Below are 16886 nucleotides of genomic sequence, written 5' to 3' on the forward strand. Positions count from 1 at the left end.
CGTGACAGACCGACGCGCCACCCCTCGCATGCCCTTGGGCACGAGGGGTTTTTTGTTGCACTGACGCTGTTCCACCTCCGCAAGACCCCTGGCCTCGACCGCCCTGGCCCGTCCGATCCGTCGGACCGAGCGGGACGATCGAGGCAGAGCCGGCGCTCGACCCGGACCGGGACCCCACCCTCGCAGCACGGGGCCCGCAGCACCGGGTCGGCAAAACCCGAGAAGAGACAGGCAGATGACCGAGCACGCCGCATCCCCCCGCCGCGGGGACAACCCGGCCGCCAACGCTCCCGCTCCCCAGCACGTCGTCGAGACCATGACCGGCGCCCAGTCGCTCATCCGCTCCCTCGAGGCCGTGGGCGCGGACACCGTCTTCGGCATCCCGGGCGGCGCCATCCTTCCCGCGTACGACCCCCTGATGGACTCCGTCAAGGTGCGCCACATCCTGGTCCGGCACGAGCAGGGCGCCGGCCACGCCGCCACCGGCTACGCCCAGGCCACCGGCCGGGTCGGGGTCTGCATGGCGACCTCGGGTCCGGGTGCGACCAACCTGGTCACCCCGATCGCCGACGCCTACATGGACTCGGTGCCCGTCGTCGCGATCACCGGCCAGGTCTCCTCCAAGGCGATCGGCACCGACGCCTTCCAGGAGGCGGACATCTGCGGCATCACGATGCCGATCACCAAGCACAACTACCTGGTCACCGACCCGGCCGAGATCCCCCGGGTGATCGCCGAGGCCTTCCACATCGCCGCCACCGGCCGCCCCGGCCCGGTCCTGGTCGACATCGCCAAGGACGCGCTCCAGGCGACCACCACCTTCCGCTGGCCGGTCGAGACCGCGCTGCCCGGCTACCGCCCGGTGACCAAGCCGCACGCCAAGCAGATCCGCGAGGCCGCGAAGATGCTGGTCGGCGCCAAGCGGCCGGTGCTGTACGTCGGCGGCGGCGTGCTCAAGGCGCGGGCCACCGCCGAGCTGCGGATCCTCGCCGAGCTGACCGGCGCCCCGGTGGTCACCACCCTGATGGCGCTCGGCGCGTTCCCGGACAGCCACCCGCAGCACCTGGGCATGCCCGGCATGCACGGCTCCGTTCCCGCCGTCACCGCGCTCCAGAAGTCCGACCTGCTGTTCACCCTCGGCGCCCGCTTCGACGACCGCGTCACCGGCAAGCTGGACGGCTTCGCCCCCAACGCCAAGGTCGTCCACGCCGACATCGACCCGGCCGAGATCGGCAAGAACCGCCCGGCGGACGTGCCGATCGTCGGCGACGCCCGCGAGGTGCTCGCCGACCTGATCGTCGCCGTCCAGGCCGAGTTCGACGCCGGCCACAAGGGCGACTACACCGAGTGGTGGGAGCGGCTCGACGAGTGGAAGAAGACCTACCCGCTCGGCTACGAGCCGGCCCCGGAGGGGCGGCTCTCGCCGCAGCAGGTCATCGAGCGGATCGGGACGCTGGTCGGCCCCGAGGCGATCTACGCCGCGGGCGTGGGCCAGCACCAGATGTGGAGCTCGCAGTTCATCCGGTTCGAGAAGCCGGGCACCTGGCTCAACTCGGGCGGCGCCGGGACGATGGGCTACGCCGTCCCCGCGGCGATGGGCGCCAAGGCCGGCCGCCCGGAGAGCGCGGTCTGGGCGATCGACGGCGACGGCTGCTTCCAGATGACCAACCAGGAACTGGTCACCTGCGCCCTGAACGACATCCCGATCAAGGTCGCGGTCATCAACAACGGCTCGCTGGGCATGGTCCGGCAGTGGCAGACGCTGTTCTACAACCAGCGCTACTCCAACACCGTGCTGCACTCCGGCCCCGGCCACGACGGCATCGAGCCGCCGGCCCAGGGCACCCGGATCCCCGACTTCGTCAAGCTGTCCGAGGCGATGGGCTGCGTGGGCCTGCGCTGCGAGCGCCCCGAGGACCTCGACGCGGTCATCCGGCAGGCGATGGAGATCAACGACCGCCCGGTCGTCATCGACTTCATCGTCCACCAGGACGCCATGGTCTGGCCGATGGTCGCGGCCGGCACCAGCAACGACGAGATCCAGTTCGCCAAGGGCGTGCGCCCCGACTTCGGCGACGACCTCGACTGATGTCCCCCTCTCCAGAACGACTGAGGAATCCCATGTCCAAGCACACCCTCTCCGTCCTGGTCGAGAACAAGCCCGGCGTGCTCGCCCGCATCGCCGCCCTGTTCTCCCGTCGGGGTTTCAACATCGACTCCCTCGCCGTCGGCTCGACCGAGCATCCGGACGTGTCCCGGATGACGATCGTGGTCAACGTCGAGGACCTCCCGCTGGAACAGGTCACCAAGCAGCTCAACAAGCTCGTGAACGTGATAAAGATCGTCGAACTCGACCAGTCCGCTGCGATCCAGCGGGAACTGGTCCTGGTGAAGGTCCGCGCCGACAACGAGACCCGGTCGCAGATCGTCGAGATCGTCCAGCTGTTCCGTGCCAAGACCGTCGACGTGTCGCCGGAAGCGGTGACCATCGAGGCCACTGGCAGCTCGGACAAGCTGGAGGCCATGCTCCGGATGCTGGAGCCTTACGGCATCAAGGAGTTGGTCCAGTCCGGCCTGGTCGCCATCGGCCGCGGCGCGCGCTCCATCACGGACCGCTCGCTGCGCGCCCTGGACCGCAGCGCGTGAACAGCGCGCCTCCGCGTCTCAATCCCTGAAGCAAAGACCCACACCACACCGCGTGCGCATACGGTGAACACCGCGTACCCGGACCCCATCACGCAAGGAGATGTGCCCCCGTGGCCGAGCTGTTCTACGAAGACGACGCCGACCTGTCCATCATCCAGGGCCGCAAGGTCGCGGTCATCGGCTACGGCAGCCAGGGCCACGCCCACGCGCTGTCGCTGCGCGACTCCGGCGCCGACGTCCGGGTCGGCCTGAAGCCGGAGTCCAAGTCCCGTGCCAAGGCGGAGGAGGCCGGCCTGCGCGTCGTCACCCCGGCCGAGGCCGCGGCCGAGGCCGACGTCATCATGATCCTGGTCCCGGACCCGATCCAGGCCGACGTCTACGAGGCCGACATCGCCCCGCACCTGAAGGCCGGCGACGCCCTGTTCTTCGGCCACGGCCTGAACATCCGCTTCGGCTTCATCAAGCCCCCGGCGGACGTCGACGTCTGCATGGTCGCCCCGAAGGGCCCGGGCCACCTGGTCCGCCGCCAGTACGAGGAGGGCCGCGGCGTCCCCGCGATCGTCGCGGTCGAGCAGGACGCCTCGGGCAAGGCCTTCGAGCTGGCGCTGTCCTACGCCAAGGGCCTGGGCGCCACCAAGGCCGGCGTCATCAAGACCACCTTCACCGAGGAGACCGAGACCGACCTGTTCGGTGAGCAGGCCGTCCTCTGCGGTGGCACCGCCGCCCTGGTGAAGGCCGGGTTCGAGACCCTGGTCGAGGCCGGCTACCAGCCGGAGATCGCCTACTTCGAGTGCCTGCACGAGCTGAAGCTCATCGTCGACCTGATGTACGAGGGCGGCCTGGAGAAGATGCGCTGGTCGGTCTCCGAGACCGCCGAGTGGGGCGACTACGTCACCGGCCCGCGGATCATCACCGCGGACACCAAGGCTGCGATGAAGCAGGTCCTCGCCGAGATCCAGGACGGCACCTTCGCCAACACCTGGATCGCCGAGTACAAGGCGGGCCTGCCCAAGTACAACGAGTACAAGAAGGCCGACGAGGACCACCTGCTGGAGACCACCGGCAAGAAGCTGCGCTCGCTGATGAGCTGGGTCAACGAGAACGCCTGACCCCTTCCGGGCCGTTTCCCCGGCCCCGAATTTGTAACGTCCTTGTACAAGTAGGCTGCTCTCGTCCGGGTGATTTCGCCGGACGGGAGCAGCCCGCTACCCAGCCCGTCGATACACTCCGAGTGCGCGTCAGGCCCACAGCGTCGTGCGTCTACCTACGCGGCATGCCACCTTCCCCCGCCCTCCACGCCACCTACGTGCCCGGGGGAACCGGACAGTTAAGGACCCACTGTCGTGAGCACTGTGACCTCCAAAAGCGCTGTCGTACTGATCGCCGAAGAGCTCTCGCCCGCCACCGTCGACGCCCTCGGCCCCGACTTCGAGATCCGCCACTGCAACGGCGCCGACCGCACCGAGCTGCTCACCGCGATCGCCGACGTCGACGCGATCCTGATCCGCTCCGCCACCAAGGTCGACGCCGAGGCGCTGGCCGCCGCCCGCAAGCTCAAGGTGGTCGCCCGGGCCGGCGTCGGCCTGGACAACGTGGACGTCGCCGCCGCCACCAAGGCCGGCGTGATGGTCGTCAACGCGCCGACCTCCAACATCGTCACCGCCGCCGAGCTCGCCTGCGGCCTGCTGATCTCCGTCGCCCGCAACATCGCGCCGGCCAACGCCGCGCTCAAGCAGGGCGAGTGGAAGCGCAACAAGTACACCGGCGTCGAGCTGAGCGAGAAGACCCTCGGCGTCGTCGGCCTCGGCCGGATCGGCGTCCTGGTCGCCCAGCGGATGTCCGCGTTCGGCATGAAGATCGTCGCGTACGACCCCTACATCCAGGCCGCCCGCGCCGCGCAGATGGGCGTCAAGCTGGTCACGCTGGAGGAGCTGCTGGAGGTGTCGGACTTCATCACCGTCCACCTCCCCAAGACCCCGGAGACCATCGGCCTGATCGGCGACGAGGCGCTGCACAAGGTCAAGCCGACCGTCCGCGTCGTGAACGCCGCCCGCGGCGGCATCGTGGACGAGGAGGCGCTGGCGAGCGCGCTGCGCGAGGGCCGCGTGGCCGGCGCCGGCCTGGACGTGTACGCCAAGGAGCCGTGCACCGACTCCCCGCTGTTCGCCTTCGACAACGTGGTCGCCACCCCGCACCTGGGCGCCTCCACCGACGAGGCGCAGGAGAAGGCCGGCATCGCGGTCGCCCGCTCGGTGCGCCTCGCGCTGGCCGGCGAGCTGGTGCCGGACGCGGTGAACGTCCAGGGCGGCGTGATCGCCGAGGACGTCCGCCCGGGCCTGCCGCTGGCCGAGAAGCTCGGCCGGATCTTCACCGCGCTGGCCGGCGAGGTGGCCGTCCGCCTCGACGTCGAGGTCCGCGGCGAGATCACCCAGCACGACGTGAAGGTGCTCGAACTGTCCGCGCTGAAGGGCGTGTTCGAGGACGTGGTGGCGGAGACGGTGTCCTACGTCAACGCCCCGCTGTTCGCCCAGGAGCGCGGCGTCGAGGTCCGCCTGACCACCTCCAGCGAGAGCCTCGAGCACCGCAACGTGATCACCGTCCGCGGCACGCTCGGGAACGGCGAGGAGATCGCCATCTCCGGCACCCTGGCCGGCCCCAAGCAGACCCAGAAGATCGTCGGCGTGGACGCCTTCGACGTGGACGTGGCGCTCACCGACCACATGGCCTTCTTCAAGTACGAGGACCGTCCCGGTGTGGTCGGCGTGCTCGGCCGCCACCTCGGCGACGCGGGCATCAACATCGCCGGCATGCAGGTCGCCCGCGACGGCGGCAGCGCGCTGGCCTCCATCACCGTGGACACCGAGATCCCGCAGGAGGTGCTCTCGGCGATCGCCGCCGAGATCGGCGCCCGCTTCGCGCGCTCGGTCGACCTGGGCTGATCCTCCGGCCCCAGGGCCGTCCCGGCAGGGCCCGGACCACCGTTCGACGGTGGTCCGGGCCCTGCTGCGTTCTCCCGGGTGAGACCCGTCTCAGATACTAGGAAATCCAAGTATTCGTGCAGACACGGCCGGGGCGTGGTCGTACCGTGGAAGGGCCGTACGGTGTGCCGCCCCTGTAGCCAGGGCGCGCGGCCCGTGTACGCGTGCGCCTTCACGAGCAGGCGATCCCTGCTCCCGCGCTCCCTTTCCCCTCTTCGCGCTCGCCTTCCGCAGCGCCGCTTCCAAGGAGCCCGGTATGTCGCCGACCGCCGACCGTCACGCCACGTCCGCCCCCGCCGCCACCCCCGTCCGCGCCCCGCGCCGCCGCCGGGCCGTCGAGCGGAACCCCTTCGCGGCCGCCGCCCTCCAGCGTGCGCTGGACCGCCGGGACAACGGCGGCGCGACCGGCCACCACTGAGCGGCCGGCGCCGCCGGGGCAGGTTGCCCGACGGTGGCGTTCATCCGTCGAATGAGCCGTACGGGTGCGCCGGATGTCACCCAGTAGAGTGCAACCCCGGTCCGTCCGAGGGAAGTTGCTCGTCCCCGTCGGCGCGATCATCCTAATTTGGGGCCCTCGGAGGGGTGATCGACGTTCGCGTGGGCGAGCGTCAGCGACACGGTGTGCGGATCAGTCCCCCTGCCGGGGGAGAGGGCCCAGTGCGTCTGCCACCCGTCCGCCGACCCGCCGCCCGGATCGGCCTCACCCTGGCCCTGCTGGCCGGAAGCGCCGTCCTCGCCGCCACCCCGGCGGCCGGCGGCCCACCGTCCGCGGGGCCGCCGTCCGCCGGACCGCCGGGGCCGGGCCGAACGGCCTCCGTCCTGCTCGAACTCACCACCGAGGCGGCCGGCTCCGCCTGGCGGCGCGCCGCCGACGGGGCCCGGCGCGCCCAGCGCCCCCCGGAGGCCGTCCGCCGGGAGGCCGCGCGAGCCGGCGCCGCCCAGCGGGCCCGGGCCGGGGACGCGCTCGACCGGCTCGCCGGCGCCGTCCACCGGGCGGCACCCGCCGCCCGCGAGCTCTACCGCACCCGCACCGTGCTCGCCGGCCTCGCGGTCAGCGCGCCCGCCGACCGGCTGCCCGCGCTGCGGGCGCTGCCGGGCGTCCGGGCCGTCCACCCGATCGTCGCCAAACGGCGCGACAACGCCCACTCCGTCCCGCTGACCGGCGCCCCGCAGGTCTGGGCCGGCGACCAGGCGGCCGGCACCGGCCGGGGCACCCGGATCGGGATCATCGACAGCGGCATCGACTACACCCACGCCGACTTCGGCGGCCCCGGCACCGAGGAGGCGTTCCGCTCGGTCGAGCGCGGCAGGCCCGCGCCGCCCGCGCTGTTCCCCAACGCCAAGGTGGTCGGCGGCAAGGACCTGGTCGGCGACGACTACGACCCCGACCCGGCCTCCCCGCACTACCAGCCGGTGCCGCACCCCGGCGGCAACCCGATCGACTGCGTGCGCAACGGGCACGGCACCCACGTGGCCGGCACCGCGGCCGGGTACGGCGTCACCGCGGACGGCCACCCGTACACCGGTCCGTACGGGCCCGGGCTGGACCCGGCCGGCTTCCGGATCGGCCCCGGCACCGCCCCGGGCGCGCAGCTGTACGCGATCCGGGTGTTCGGCTGCGACGGCTCCACCGACCGGGTCACCGAGGCGCTCGACCTGGCCGCCGACCCGAACGGCGACGGCGACCTGAGCGACCGGCTGGACGTCGTCAACCTCTCGCTCGGCAGCCACTTCGGCAGCACCGACGACACCGACGCCCTGGCCGCCGACCGGCTCGCCGAGCTCGGCACCGTCGTGATCGCGGCGGCGGGCAACGACGGCGACGTGTACGGCATCGGCGGCAGCCCCGGCACCGCCGCCCGGGCGATCACCGTCGCCGCCTCGGTGCACGGCCACGCCGACGTGGACGGCGTCACCGTGCTCGCCCCCGCCGCCCAGGCCGGGGTCGTCCCGGGGCACTGGAGCGAGCGCTACCAGGGCTGGTCCACCGCCGACGTCAGCGGCGAACTCGCCCTGCCCGCCGACCAGTCGGACGGCTGCGCCGAGTTCGGCGAGGCCGACCGGCAGCGGCTGAAGGGGCGGATCGCGCTGCTCGCCTGGCACACCCGGGAAGCCGACCGGGCCTGCAACTCCGGCCCGCGCGCCGACCACGCCGCCGACGCGGGCGCGATCGGCGCGCTGTACGCCGCCGACTCCGACCACCTCGCCGAGATCTCCGGCGACGACCGGATCCCGGCCGTACTGCTGGGGCGCGCCGACGGCGAGCGGCTGCGGCAGGCCGCGGCCGCCGGGCCGGTGACGGTCCGGCTCGCCGCGCCCGGCAACCCGCTGCACGGCTCCGTCGCCCAGGACCAGCCGGCCCGGATCGACACCATGACCGACTTCAGCTCGCGCGGCATCGGCGTGCCGGGCGTGGTCAAGCCCGACCTGGCGGCCCCCGGCGAGGGCATCTGGTCCAGCCTGGTCGGCAGCGGTACCGGCGGCCAGCGCGAGAGCGGCACCTCGATGGCCGCCCCGCACGTGGCCGGGCTCGCCGCACTGGTCCGCGCCGCGCACCCGGACTGGCCGGTCGAGCAGGTCAAGGCCGCGCTGATGAACACCACCGAGGACACCTTCCTCGGCGACGAGCACAGCGGGCCGGTCTACGGGCCCGAGCGCACCGGGGCCGGGAGGGTCCGGGTGGACCGGGCGGTCCGCACGCCCGCCGTCGCCTACGCGGCGGGGGAGGGCGCCGTGGAGGGCGGGGTCGGGGTCTCCTTCGGGCCGGTCGAGGTCGGCGGGCCGACGGCGGTGACCCGGGAGATCGAGGTGCGCAACACCTCGAACGCGCCACTGGCGTACCGCACCTCGTACGCGGCCGCCACCCTGCTGCCGGGCGCCTCCTACCAGGTGGCACCGGCCCGGGTGGACGTCCCGGCGGGCGGCACCGCGCGGGTACGGGTCACCCTGGCCGTGCCGGGGGAGCTGGGGCGCGCCCCCGACCCGACCATCGACACCGTGCAGGGCGGCCGGGCCCGCAGCTACCGGGGCGAGCTCTCCGGCCGGGTGCTGCTCACCCCGGTCGGTGGCGACGCGCTCCCGCAGCTGCGGATCCCGGTGCTGGCCGCCCCGCGCCCGACCGGTGACCTCACGGCGGCGGCCACCGTCCGCACCGCCCGGGACGGCACCCTGGTCACCCTCGGCGGCCGCGCCGCCCCCGGCGAACAGCCCGGGCTGGTCAGCGCCTTCGCCCTCGGCGGCGAGGGCGAGCGCTGGCCCGACTGCCCGCCCGGCGGCAGCGGCACGGCGGTCGCGCCCGGCGCGGGCCTGCGGCCGAAGGACACCGGGAAGGAGCCGGACCCGGCGGAGGAGGTCTGCGTCGAGCACCCCGGCGAGCGGGCCGCCGGCCTGCGCGCGGCCGGCGCCGCCGTCGACTCCGAACTGCTGTACGTGGGCGCGCAGTTGTGGGCGCCCGCGGCCACCCCGGTGGGGCTGTACGGGGTGCGGGTGGCGCTGGACACCGACGGGGACGGCAGCACCGACGTCATCCTCAAGGCCGACCGGCTGCGCGGTAGCGACGTCCTGGTCTCCCGCGCCCTGGACGCCCGCACCGGGGCCGAACTGGACGTCCAGCCGCTCAACGCCCACTGGGGCGACACCGACACCGGGCTGCTGGACAGCGACGTCCTGGTGCTGCCCGTCCGGCTGAGCGCCCTGCCCGGCGTCGCGCCCGGGCACAGCACCGTCCGCTACGGCGTCTGGACCGGCTACGCCGGGGGCGGGACGCCGGACGTGGCCGAGGCGCTCTCCACCATCGGGCTGAGCGGCACCGGCCCGTCCGTCCCGCTGGACGTCCTGCGGCCGGCGCTCACCGCGCGGGCCGGCCTCACCGGGCCGGCCGCCGTACTGGCCCCGGCGGGCCCGGGCGCCGTCCTCGCCGTACGGCGGGTGGCGGGCGACACCTCGCGGCTCCTGCTGCTGTACCACCGCAACCCGGCCGAGCGGCGGGCCCAGGTGCTCGACCTGCCCTGACCGTCGGGCGGAAGGGGCGGCCCACCGGGACTCCGGCGGGCCGCCCCGTCATGTGCCGGCTTGTGGGCCGGTTTCCGTGCCGGCTTGTGCGTCGGCGCCCAGGGCCGCCCGGCGGCGGTCGCGGCGCGGGACGCGGGTGGGGCGCCGGGAGAGCCGGGCGAAGACCGCCACCAGGGCGAGGACGGCGGCGGTGGCGGAGGTGACGATGAGCCCCTCGGTGAGGCCGGGCGGGCGGAAGGCGCAGGCGACGCGGGAGGCGCCGTCGCCCAGCGGGACGCCGATCATGCCGAGCACCGGGACGGGGGCGAGACGTCGGCCGCCGTCCACCGCGCAGGTCCAGCCCTCGGCGGCCGGTACGGAGAGCAGCGCGGTGCCGGTGGAACCCGCCGGGAGGGTCGCGGTGAGGGTGTGCCCGCCCGCCTCGACCCGGGTGGCGCCGGTCGCGGTGAGCCGGGCGACGGCGGCCTCCAGCGCACCGGCCCGCAGGCAGCCGATCGGGCGGGCGGGCACCTGGCTCACCACGTCCGACCGCAGCGTCACCCGGACCACCCCGTCCGCCGGGACGGTCCCCAGCCGGTGGATCGGCACGGCGGTGGTGGGCTGCTCGCCGTCGCTGCGGTAGTCGGTGCCCAGGCCGCTGACCGTGCCCCGGTACCAGACCCCGTGGAAGTAGGCCGTCCCGCCCGGCGTGCAGGCGGCCGTGAACACCGTGTCCTCCCCGCCGGCCGGCACCGACCAGCCGCTGGTGCCGTGCAGGGCCGGCGCCGGCCCGCCCGCCGGGACGGGCAGCGGGGCGTCGTACACCTGGCTGCCGAGCAGCGACTCCTGCCGGGACCAGACCGAGGAGGTCTCCGTCCGGGAGCCCGGCGGCAGCACGGTGACCAGCGGCGGCGCGGCGGCCCGCACCGGGGTGAAGCCGGGCGGCGGGGCGTCGTCGAGGTGGGTGCGGACGCCGAACAGCGCCTGCCCGACCGGGTCGGTGACGCTCGCGGTCTGCCGTCCGCCGGCCGTCCAGCCCGCGCCGAGGTCGTGCAGCAGCAGGGCGGTGACGGTCGGCAGGTAGCTGCTGAAGTAGCCGCCGCCCTGGCCGTTCAGCAGCAGCGGGTCGTTGGGGGTGAAGGCGTGCGGGCCGGGGTCGCTGCGGCCGCGCGGCCAGTCGGCGCCCGCCCGGACGGCCGCGTGCCCGGCCCGGACGGCCGCCGGGGAGACCCCGGAGGTAGGGACCGCGCCGAGCGCCGCGTACCCGGACCAGACGGCGTTGCCCAGCACCGCCCCGCCGATCACCCAGGTGGCGAGGGCGGTCGCCCGCCGGTCGGAGTGCCGGCGGTCCAGCAGCCACAGCGCGGCCGACAGGACGGCGCCGCCGACGGCCAGCAGCACCCAGGTGGCCGGGCGCACCGCGGGCCGGCCCGCCGCCAGGCCGGCGATCACCGCCACCACGGCGGCGCCGCCCAGCACGGTGAGCCGGTCCGGGCGGTGCGCCAGCGAGACCCAGCCCGCCAGCACCAGCAGCCCGCTGAGCACGAAGGCCACCCGGTACGGCCCGCCGGCCGGGATCGCCAGGCCGTGCCAGACCAGCACCGTCGGGGTCCAGAGGAAGCCGACCGCCACCAGCACCAGCGCCGCGCACCACAGGGCCCGCTCCCGAGCCCGCACCCGCCGGTTGAACGGCAACCCGCACACCACCAGCAGCCCGAACACGCCGATCGCCACGTCCGGCAGCTGCTGCCCGCCATGGGCCGCGGGCAGCAGCCGGGAGAGGTGGGCGGCGACACCGGACGGGCCCAGCGGCTCGACCGGGGACTCCGGCTGGGCCCGGCCGGTGGCCAGCACCGCGACGAACAGCACGGGGGAGGCGAGCAGCACCCCGGCGGTGGCCGTGGTGACGGCCCGGCCGGTGGCCCGGACCCGGTGGCGCAACGGGAGCGGGGCGGCGAACAGCCGGACGGCGAACAGCAGTCCGGCCGCGAGGGTGGCCAGCGCGGCGGTGTACAGGTTGCCCGTCCAGGCGAGCGCGACGCACAGCGCGCCGGCCACCCAGTGCCGCTCGCGCAGGCACCAGTCGGCGGCCAGGCCGAGCAGGGGCAGCGAGACCAGGCCCCAGAGCCACATCGGGGCGGCCCCGCCGACGTCCAGCACCCAGGCGCACAGCCCGTACCCGACGGCGGCGAACACCCGCAGCCACCGGGGGCCGGGGTGCAGCCGGCCGAGCAGCCGGGCCATCAGGGCGGTGCCCAGGCCGATGGTGGCCAGGGTGACCAGGAGGACGGCGAGCCGGCCCTGGTCGCGGGGGAGGAGCGCGGTGGGCCAGGAGAAGGGGTTCATCAGGTAGGCGAAGAAGTCCGCCAGGAACGGGGCCCCGTAGCCGCTGTTCCAGTTGAACAGCAGGTCCCCGGCGGCCTGCCCGTGCAGCAGGTCCCACAGGTGGGCGTGGTACGGCACGGCGACCGCCTCCGCCCCGGCCGGCCACCGCCCGCGCACCGCCGCCGCCAGCCCGTACCCGCCCATCGCCAGCCCCGCCGCACCCGCGCAGACCAGCACCTCCCGCCGCCGCTCGCCCATCCGCACCCCGTTCCACACGCCTCGCCGGACCCCGCCACCCTAAGCACGCCCCAGGCGCCCCCCGCGTCGCACGCGCTCCTTCGAAGGAGTGAGGCGATGGCATCGCCGGGCGGCTGCCCCTGGTGGGGACCGACCTGACCGTCCGCATGGTGGACGGCAGGTGTCAGTACCTGGGACGGCGGAGTAGGGTCCGAGCATGTCTCGCACCATTCGTCTCGCAGTAGTCCCCGGTGACGGCATCGGCCAGGAAGTGGTGGCCGAAGGCCTCAAGGTCCTGGGTGCCGCGCTTCCCGCCGACGTGAAGCTGGAGACCACCGAGTACGACCTCGGGGCCCGGCGCTACCACCGGACCGGGGAGACGCTGCCGGACGACGTCCTGGCCGAGCTGAAATCGCACGACGCGATCCTGCTGGGCGCCATCGGCGACCCGAGCGTGCCGTCGGGCGTGCTGGAGCGGGGGCTGCTGCTCAAGCTGCGGTTCGCCTTCGACCACCACATCAACCTGCGTCCGGGCCGGCTCTTCCCCGGGGTGTCGTCCCCGCTGGCCGGCCAGCCGGAGATCGACTTCGTGGTCGTCCGCGAGGGCACCGAGGGCCCGTACGTCGGCAACGGCGGCACGCTGCGCACCGGGACGCCGCAGGAGGTGGCCACCGAGGTCAGCCTGAACACCGCGTACGGCATCGAGCGCGTGGTGCGCGACGCCTACCGCCGGGCGCAGGCGCGGCCGCGCAAGAAGCTCACCCTGGTGCACAAGAACAACGTGCTGGTGCACGCCGGGCACCTGTGGACGCGGATCTTCGCCGAGGTCGGCCGGGAGTTCCCCGAGGTCACCACCGACTACCTGCACGTCGACGCGGCGACCATCTTCTTCGTCACCCAGCCGGAGCGGTTCGACGTCATCGTCACCGACAACCTGTTCGGCGACATCCTGACCGACCTGGCCGCCGCCGTCACGGGCGGGATCGGCCTGGCCGCGAGCGGCAACATCAACCCGAGCGGCGAGTTCCCGTCCATGTTCGAGCCGGTGCACGGCTCGGCGCCGGACATCGCCGGCCAGGGCAAGGCCGACCCGACCGCCACCGTGCTGTCGGTCGCGATGCTGCTGGAGCACCTCGGCTTCGCCGCCGAGGCCGCCGCGGTCGAGGCCGCCGTCGCGGCGGACCTGGCCGAGCGCTCGGGCACCCGCGGCACCTCCCAGGTCGGCGACGCGCTCGTCGCCCGAGTAGCCGGCTGACCGGCCGGATCCGAACACACGGTTCCGGCTGACGGGGCCGGACCGCACATCACCGCAGCTTGCAGCTGTTCGGCACGGCCCTCTGGATGCGAGTATCGACAGTGGGCCGTGCCGTTGTGCGTCCATTCCGGTGAAGTTTGCCGAAACGTATCTGCGGCGGTGGCGGCCCGGACCAACCCCACGGTGAAGGAAACAGCCATGAGCACGGCCACCCAGGCGCCCATCACGTTCGACCTCAAGCCCTCCGCCCACCCGCTGCCCGCAGCGGAGCGCGAGGCCCGGCTGGCCAACCCCGGGTTCGGCCGGGTCTTCACCGACCACATGGTCACCATCCGCTGGACCGAGGGCGTGGGCTGGCACGACGCCCAACTGGTGCCGTACGCGCCGCTGGAGATCGACCCGGCGAACATGACCCTCCACTACGGCCAGGCGATCTTCGAGGGCCTGAAGGCCTACCGCCAGGCCGACGGCTCCATCGCCACCTTCCGCCCGGAGGCCAACGCCGCCCGCTTCCAGGCCTCGGCCCGCCGCCTGGCGATGCCGGAGCTGCCGGTGGAGGCCTTCGTCGAGGCCGTCGAGCTGCTGGTCCGCCAGGAGCGGGACTGGGTGCCGAACGAGCCGGAGCAGAGCCTCTACCTGCGCCCGTTCATGTTCGCCACCGAGGTCGGCCTGGGCGTCCGCCCGGCCAACTCCTACCTCTTCATGATCATCGCCTCGCCGGCCGGCGCCTACTTCCAGGGCGGCATCAAGCCGGTCTCGGTCTGGCTGTCCAAGGAGTACGTCCGGGCCGCCCCCGGCGGCACCGGCGCCGCCAAGTGCGCGGGCAACTACGCGGCCTCGCTGGTCGCCCAGGCCCAGGCCGCCGAGAAGGGCTGCGACCAGGTGGTCTGGCTCGACGCCGCCGAGCACCGGTGGGTCGAGGAGATGGGCGGCATGAACCTGTACTTCGTCTTCGGCGAGGGCAAGGACGCCAGGATCGTCACCCCGGAGCTGTCCGGCGCCCTGCTGCCCGGCATCACCCGCGACTCGCTGCTCCAGCTGGCCTCGGACCTCGGCTACGCCGTCGAGGAGCGCCGGATCTCCACCGACGAGTGGCAGCAGGCCAACGCCGACGGCACCCTCACCGAGGTCTTCGCCTGCGGCACCGCCGCCGTCATCACCCCGGTCGGCTCGGTGAAGTCCGCCGCCGCCGACTGGACCGTCGGCGCCGGCGAGCCCGGCCCGGTCACCATGGAGCTCCGCAAGGCGCTGCTGTCCATCCAGGGCGGCCAGACCCCGGACACCCACCACTGGCTGCACCGGATCGTCTGATCCCGCACCCCGGCCGGCCTGCCCCGTTTCGCATCCCGAGACGGGCGGGCCGGATCGCGGAAGCTGTGCCAGACTGCCAGCGTGTCCTCGCTTTCGCTGATTATTAGCAGCAGGCGCGCCGGTCCGCAGTGACCGCTTCCGCTGGACCCGATGCGGAGCGACCACTAGCGTCCAGACCCGCGCGCAGACCTCTCGCACCCGCGAGGGGTCTTTTTGTTTCTCCCGGACCGGCCGACGGCCCCCACAAGGGGCCCGGGGACACCGGGACCGCGCGCGGGACCATGGACAGTGGAGCCGGGACGAGAACGTCCGGCAGAGCAGTACCCAACCTCCCCGAAACGGAGAACCAGGGGTCATGACCGAGGTCACCCGTACCGACGACAGTTTCCACGTGTTCGACACCACGCTGCGCGACGGAGCGCAGCGCGAGGGCATCAACCTGACGGTGGCGGACAAGCTGGCCATCGCCAGGCACCTGGACGAGTTCGGGGTCGGTTTCATCGAGGGCGGCTGGCCCGGGGCGAACCCGCGCGACACCGAGTTCTTCGCCCGGGCCGCCGTCGAGCTGGAGCTGGAGCACGCCCGGCTGGTCGCCTTCGGCGCCACCCGCCGGGCCGGCGGCAAGGCGTCCGAGGACCCGCAGCTGGCCGCGCTGGTCACCTCCGGCGCCCCGGTGATCACCCTGGTGGCCAAGGCGCACGACCGGCACGTGGAGCTCGCGCTGCGCACCACCCTGGACGAGAACCTGGAGATGGTCCGGGACAGCGTCGAGTTCCTGCGCTCGCAGGGCCGGCGGGTGTTCATCGACTGCGAGCACTTCTTCGACGGCTACCGGGCGAACCCCGAGTACGCCGTGTCGGTGGTCCGCACCGCGCACGAGGCCGGCGCGGACGTGGTGGTGCTCTGCGACACCAACGGCGGGATGCTGCCGGGCGGCGTCCGGGAGATCGTCGCCGACGTGCTGGCCAGGACGGGGGCCCGGCTCGGCATCCACGCCCAGGACGACACCGGCTGCGCGGTGGCCAACACCCTGGCCGCGGTGGACGCCGGCGCGACCCACGTGCAGTGCACCGCCAACGGCTACGGCGAGCGGGTCGGCAACGCCAACCTGTTCCCGGTGGTCGGCGCGCTGGAGATCAAGTACGACCGCCGGGTGCTGCCCGCGGGCCGGCTGGCCGAGATGACCAGGATCTCGCACGCGATCGCCGAGCTGGTCAACCTGACCCCCTCCACCCACCAGCCGTACGTGGGCTTCTCGGCGTTCGCCCACAAGGCGGGCCTGCACGCCTCCGCGATCAAGGTCGACCCGGACCTGTACCAGCACATCGACCCCGAGCGGGTCGGCAACACCATGCGGATGCTGGTCTCCGACATGGCCGGGCGGGCCTCCGTCGAGCTCAAGGGCAAGGAGCTCGGCTACGACCTCTCCAGCGACCGGGACCTGGCCGGCCGGGTGGTGGCCAAGGTGAAGGAGCAGGAGAACCTCGGCTACACCTACGAGTCCGCCGACGCCTCCTTCGAGCTGCTGCTGCGCGACGAGGTGCGCGGCAGCCGGGACCGCTTCTACACCCTGGAGTCCTGGCGGACCATCAGCGAGCAGGGCCCGAAGGGCTTCACGGGCAACGAGGCCACCGTCAAGCTGTGGGCCAAGGGCGAGCGCCGGATCGCCACCGGCGAGGGCAACGGCCCGGTCAACGCGCTGGACCAGGCACTGCGCGCGGCCCTGGAGGGCATCTACCCGCCGCTGGCCACCTTCGAGCTGGTGGACTACAAGGTCCGCATCCTGGAGGGCCAGCACGGCACCGGTTCCAAGACCCGGGTGCTGATCGAGTCCACCGACGGCTCCGTCACCTGGTCGACGGTGGGCGTGGCCGACAACGTGGTCGCCGCCTCCTGGCTGGCGCTGGAGGACGCGTACACCTACGGCCTGATCCGGGCCGGCCTGGAGCCGACCGAGTAGCCGGCCCGGGCCGGTCGGCGCCCGACATGCCTGTGGCCCGCGGGACTTCGTACGAAGTCCCGCGGGCCACGGTCGTGCGCGATCACCGAAGCCGGGCGAGCAGGGCGTGTTCGACGAGGGTGATGAGGGCGCTCTTGGCGCTGTCGCGGCGGCGGGCGTCGAGGGTGATGACGGGGGTGTCGGC

Annotated in this window: 10 protein-coding genes and 1 pseudogene; 9 read left to right on the top strand and 2 right to left on the bottom strand. The window is 73.7% G+C overall.

All coding sequences use genetic code 11. The annotated features are described in order from the left end of the window. The first annotated feature begins 235 nt into the window (after window positions 1–235). The 6 genes from ACFY4B_RS16220 (at window position 236) to ACFY4B_RS16245 (ending at window position 9635) form a co-directional block, all read left to right on the top strand. On the top strand, window positions 236–2089 hold the full coding sequence (locus tag ACFY4B_RS16220; RefSeq protein WP_049657944.1) for an acetolactate synthase large subunit: 1854 nt from the start codon (window positions 236–238) through the stop codon (window positions 2087–2089). A gap of 32 nt (window positions 2090–2121) precedes the next feature. Beyond that, window positions 2122–2646, top strand: coding sequence for an acetolactate synthase small subunit (gene ilvN, locus ACFY4B_RS16225; protein WP_049657946.1), 525 nt, complete (start codon window positions 2122–2124; stop codon window positions 2644–2646). Window positions 2647–2756: 110 nt separating this feature from the next. Then, entirely contained in the window at window positions 2757–3755 is a 999-nt protein-coding gene (gene ilvC / locus ACFY4B_RS16230) for a ketol-acid reductoisomerase (RefSeq protein ID WP_049657948.1), read from the top strand. A gap of 243 nt (window positions 3756–3998) precedes the next feature. After that, window positions 3999–5585, top strand: a complete 1587-nt coding sequence (gene serA / locus ACFY4B_RS16235) for a phosphoglycerate dehydrogenase (protein WP_387968371.1) — start codon at window positions 3999–4001, stop codon at window positions 5583–5585. A gap of 295 nt (window positions 5586–5880) precedes the next feature. Further along, on the top strand, window positions 5881–6042 hold the full coding sequence (locus tag ACFY4B_RS16240) for a hypothetical protein (protein ID WP_199823173.1): 162 nt from the start codon (window positions 5881–5883) through the stop codon (window positions 6040–6042). A 239-nt stretch (window positions 6043–6281) separates the two neighbouring features. After that, on the top strand, window positions 6282–9635 hold the full coding sequence (locus ACFY4B_RS16245; RefSeq protein WP_387968360.1) for a S8 family serine peptidase: 3354 nt from the start codon (window positions 6282–6284) through the stop codon (window positions 9633–9635). 48 nt (window positions 9636–9683) lie between these two features. On the opposite strand, the gene ACFY4B_RS16250 is transcribed toward ACFY4B_RS16245, so the two are convergent. Then, window positions 9684–12197 (bottom strand): YfhO family protein, encoded by a 2514-nt coding sequence (locus ACFY4B_RS16250; RefSeq protein ID WP_387968362.1) that lies wholly within the window; start codon window positions 12195–12197, stop codon window positions 9684–9686. A gap of 196 nt (window positions 12198–12393) precedes the next feature. Between ACFY4B_RS16250 and ACFY4B_RS16255 the strand changes: the two genes are divergently transcribed. The 3 genes from ACFY4B_RS16255 (at window position 12394) to cimA (ending at window position 16702) form a co-directional block, all read left to right on the top strand. Further along, a complete protein-coding gene (locus ACFY4B_RS16255) occupies window positions 12394–13431 on the top strand; it encodes a 3-isopropylmalate dehydrogenase (RefSeq protein ID WP_380744949.1) in 1038 nt (345 codons plus the stop codon). 198 nt (window positions 13432–13629) lie between these two features. Next, window positions 13630–14742, top strand: coding sequence for a branched-chain amino acid aminotransferase (locus ACFY4B_RS16260; RefSeq protein ID WP_049656394.1), 1113 nt, complete (start codon window positions 13630–13632; stop codon window positions 14740–14742). A gap of 355 nt (window positions 14743–15097) precedes the next feature. Next, on the top strand, window positions 15098–16702 hold the full coding sequence (gene cimA / locus ACFY4B_RS16265) for a citramalate synthase (RefSeq protein WP_380744952.1): 1605 nt from the start codon (window positions 15098–15100) through the stop codon (window positions 16700–16702). Window positions 16703–16784: 82 nt separating this feature from the next. Here the strand turns inward: cimA and ACFY4B_RS16270 are convergent. After that, window positions 16785–16886 (bottom strand): annotated as a pseudogene (locus ACFY4B_RS16270) (ATP-binding protein); the annotation flags it as partial.

The sequence above is a fragment of the Kitasatospora sp. NPDC001261 genome (genome assembly GCF_042896795.1).
GTDB lineage: Bacteria > Actinomycetota > Actinomycetes > Streptomycetales > Streptomycetaceae > Kitasatospora.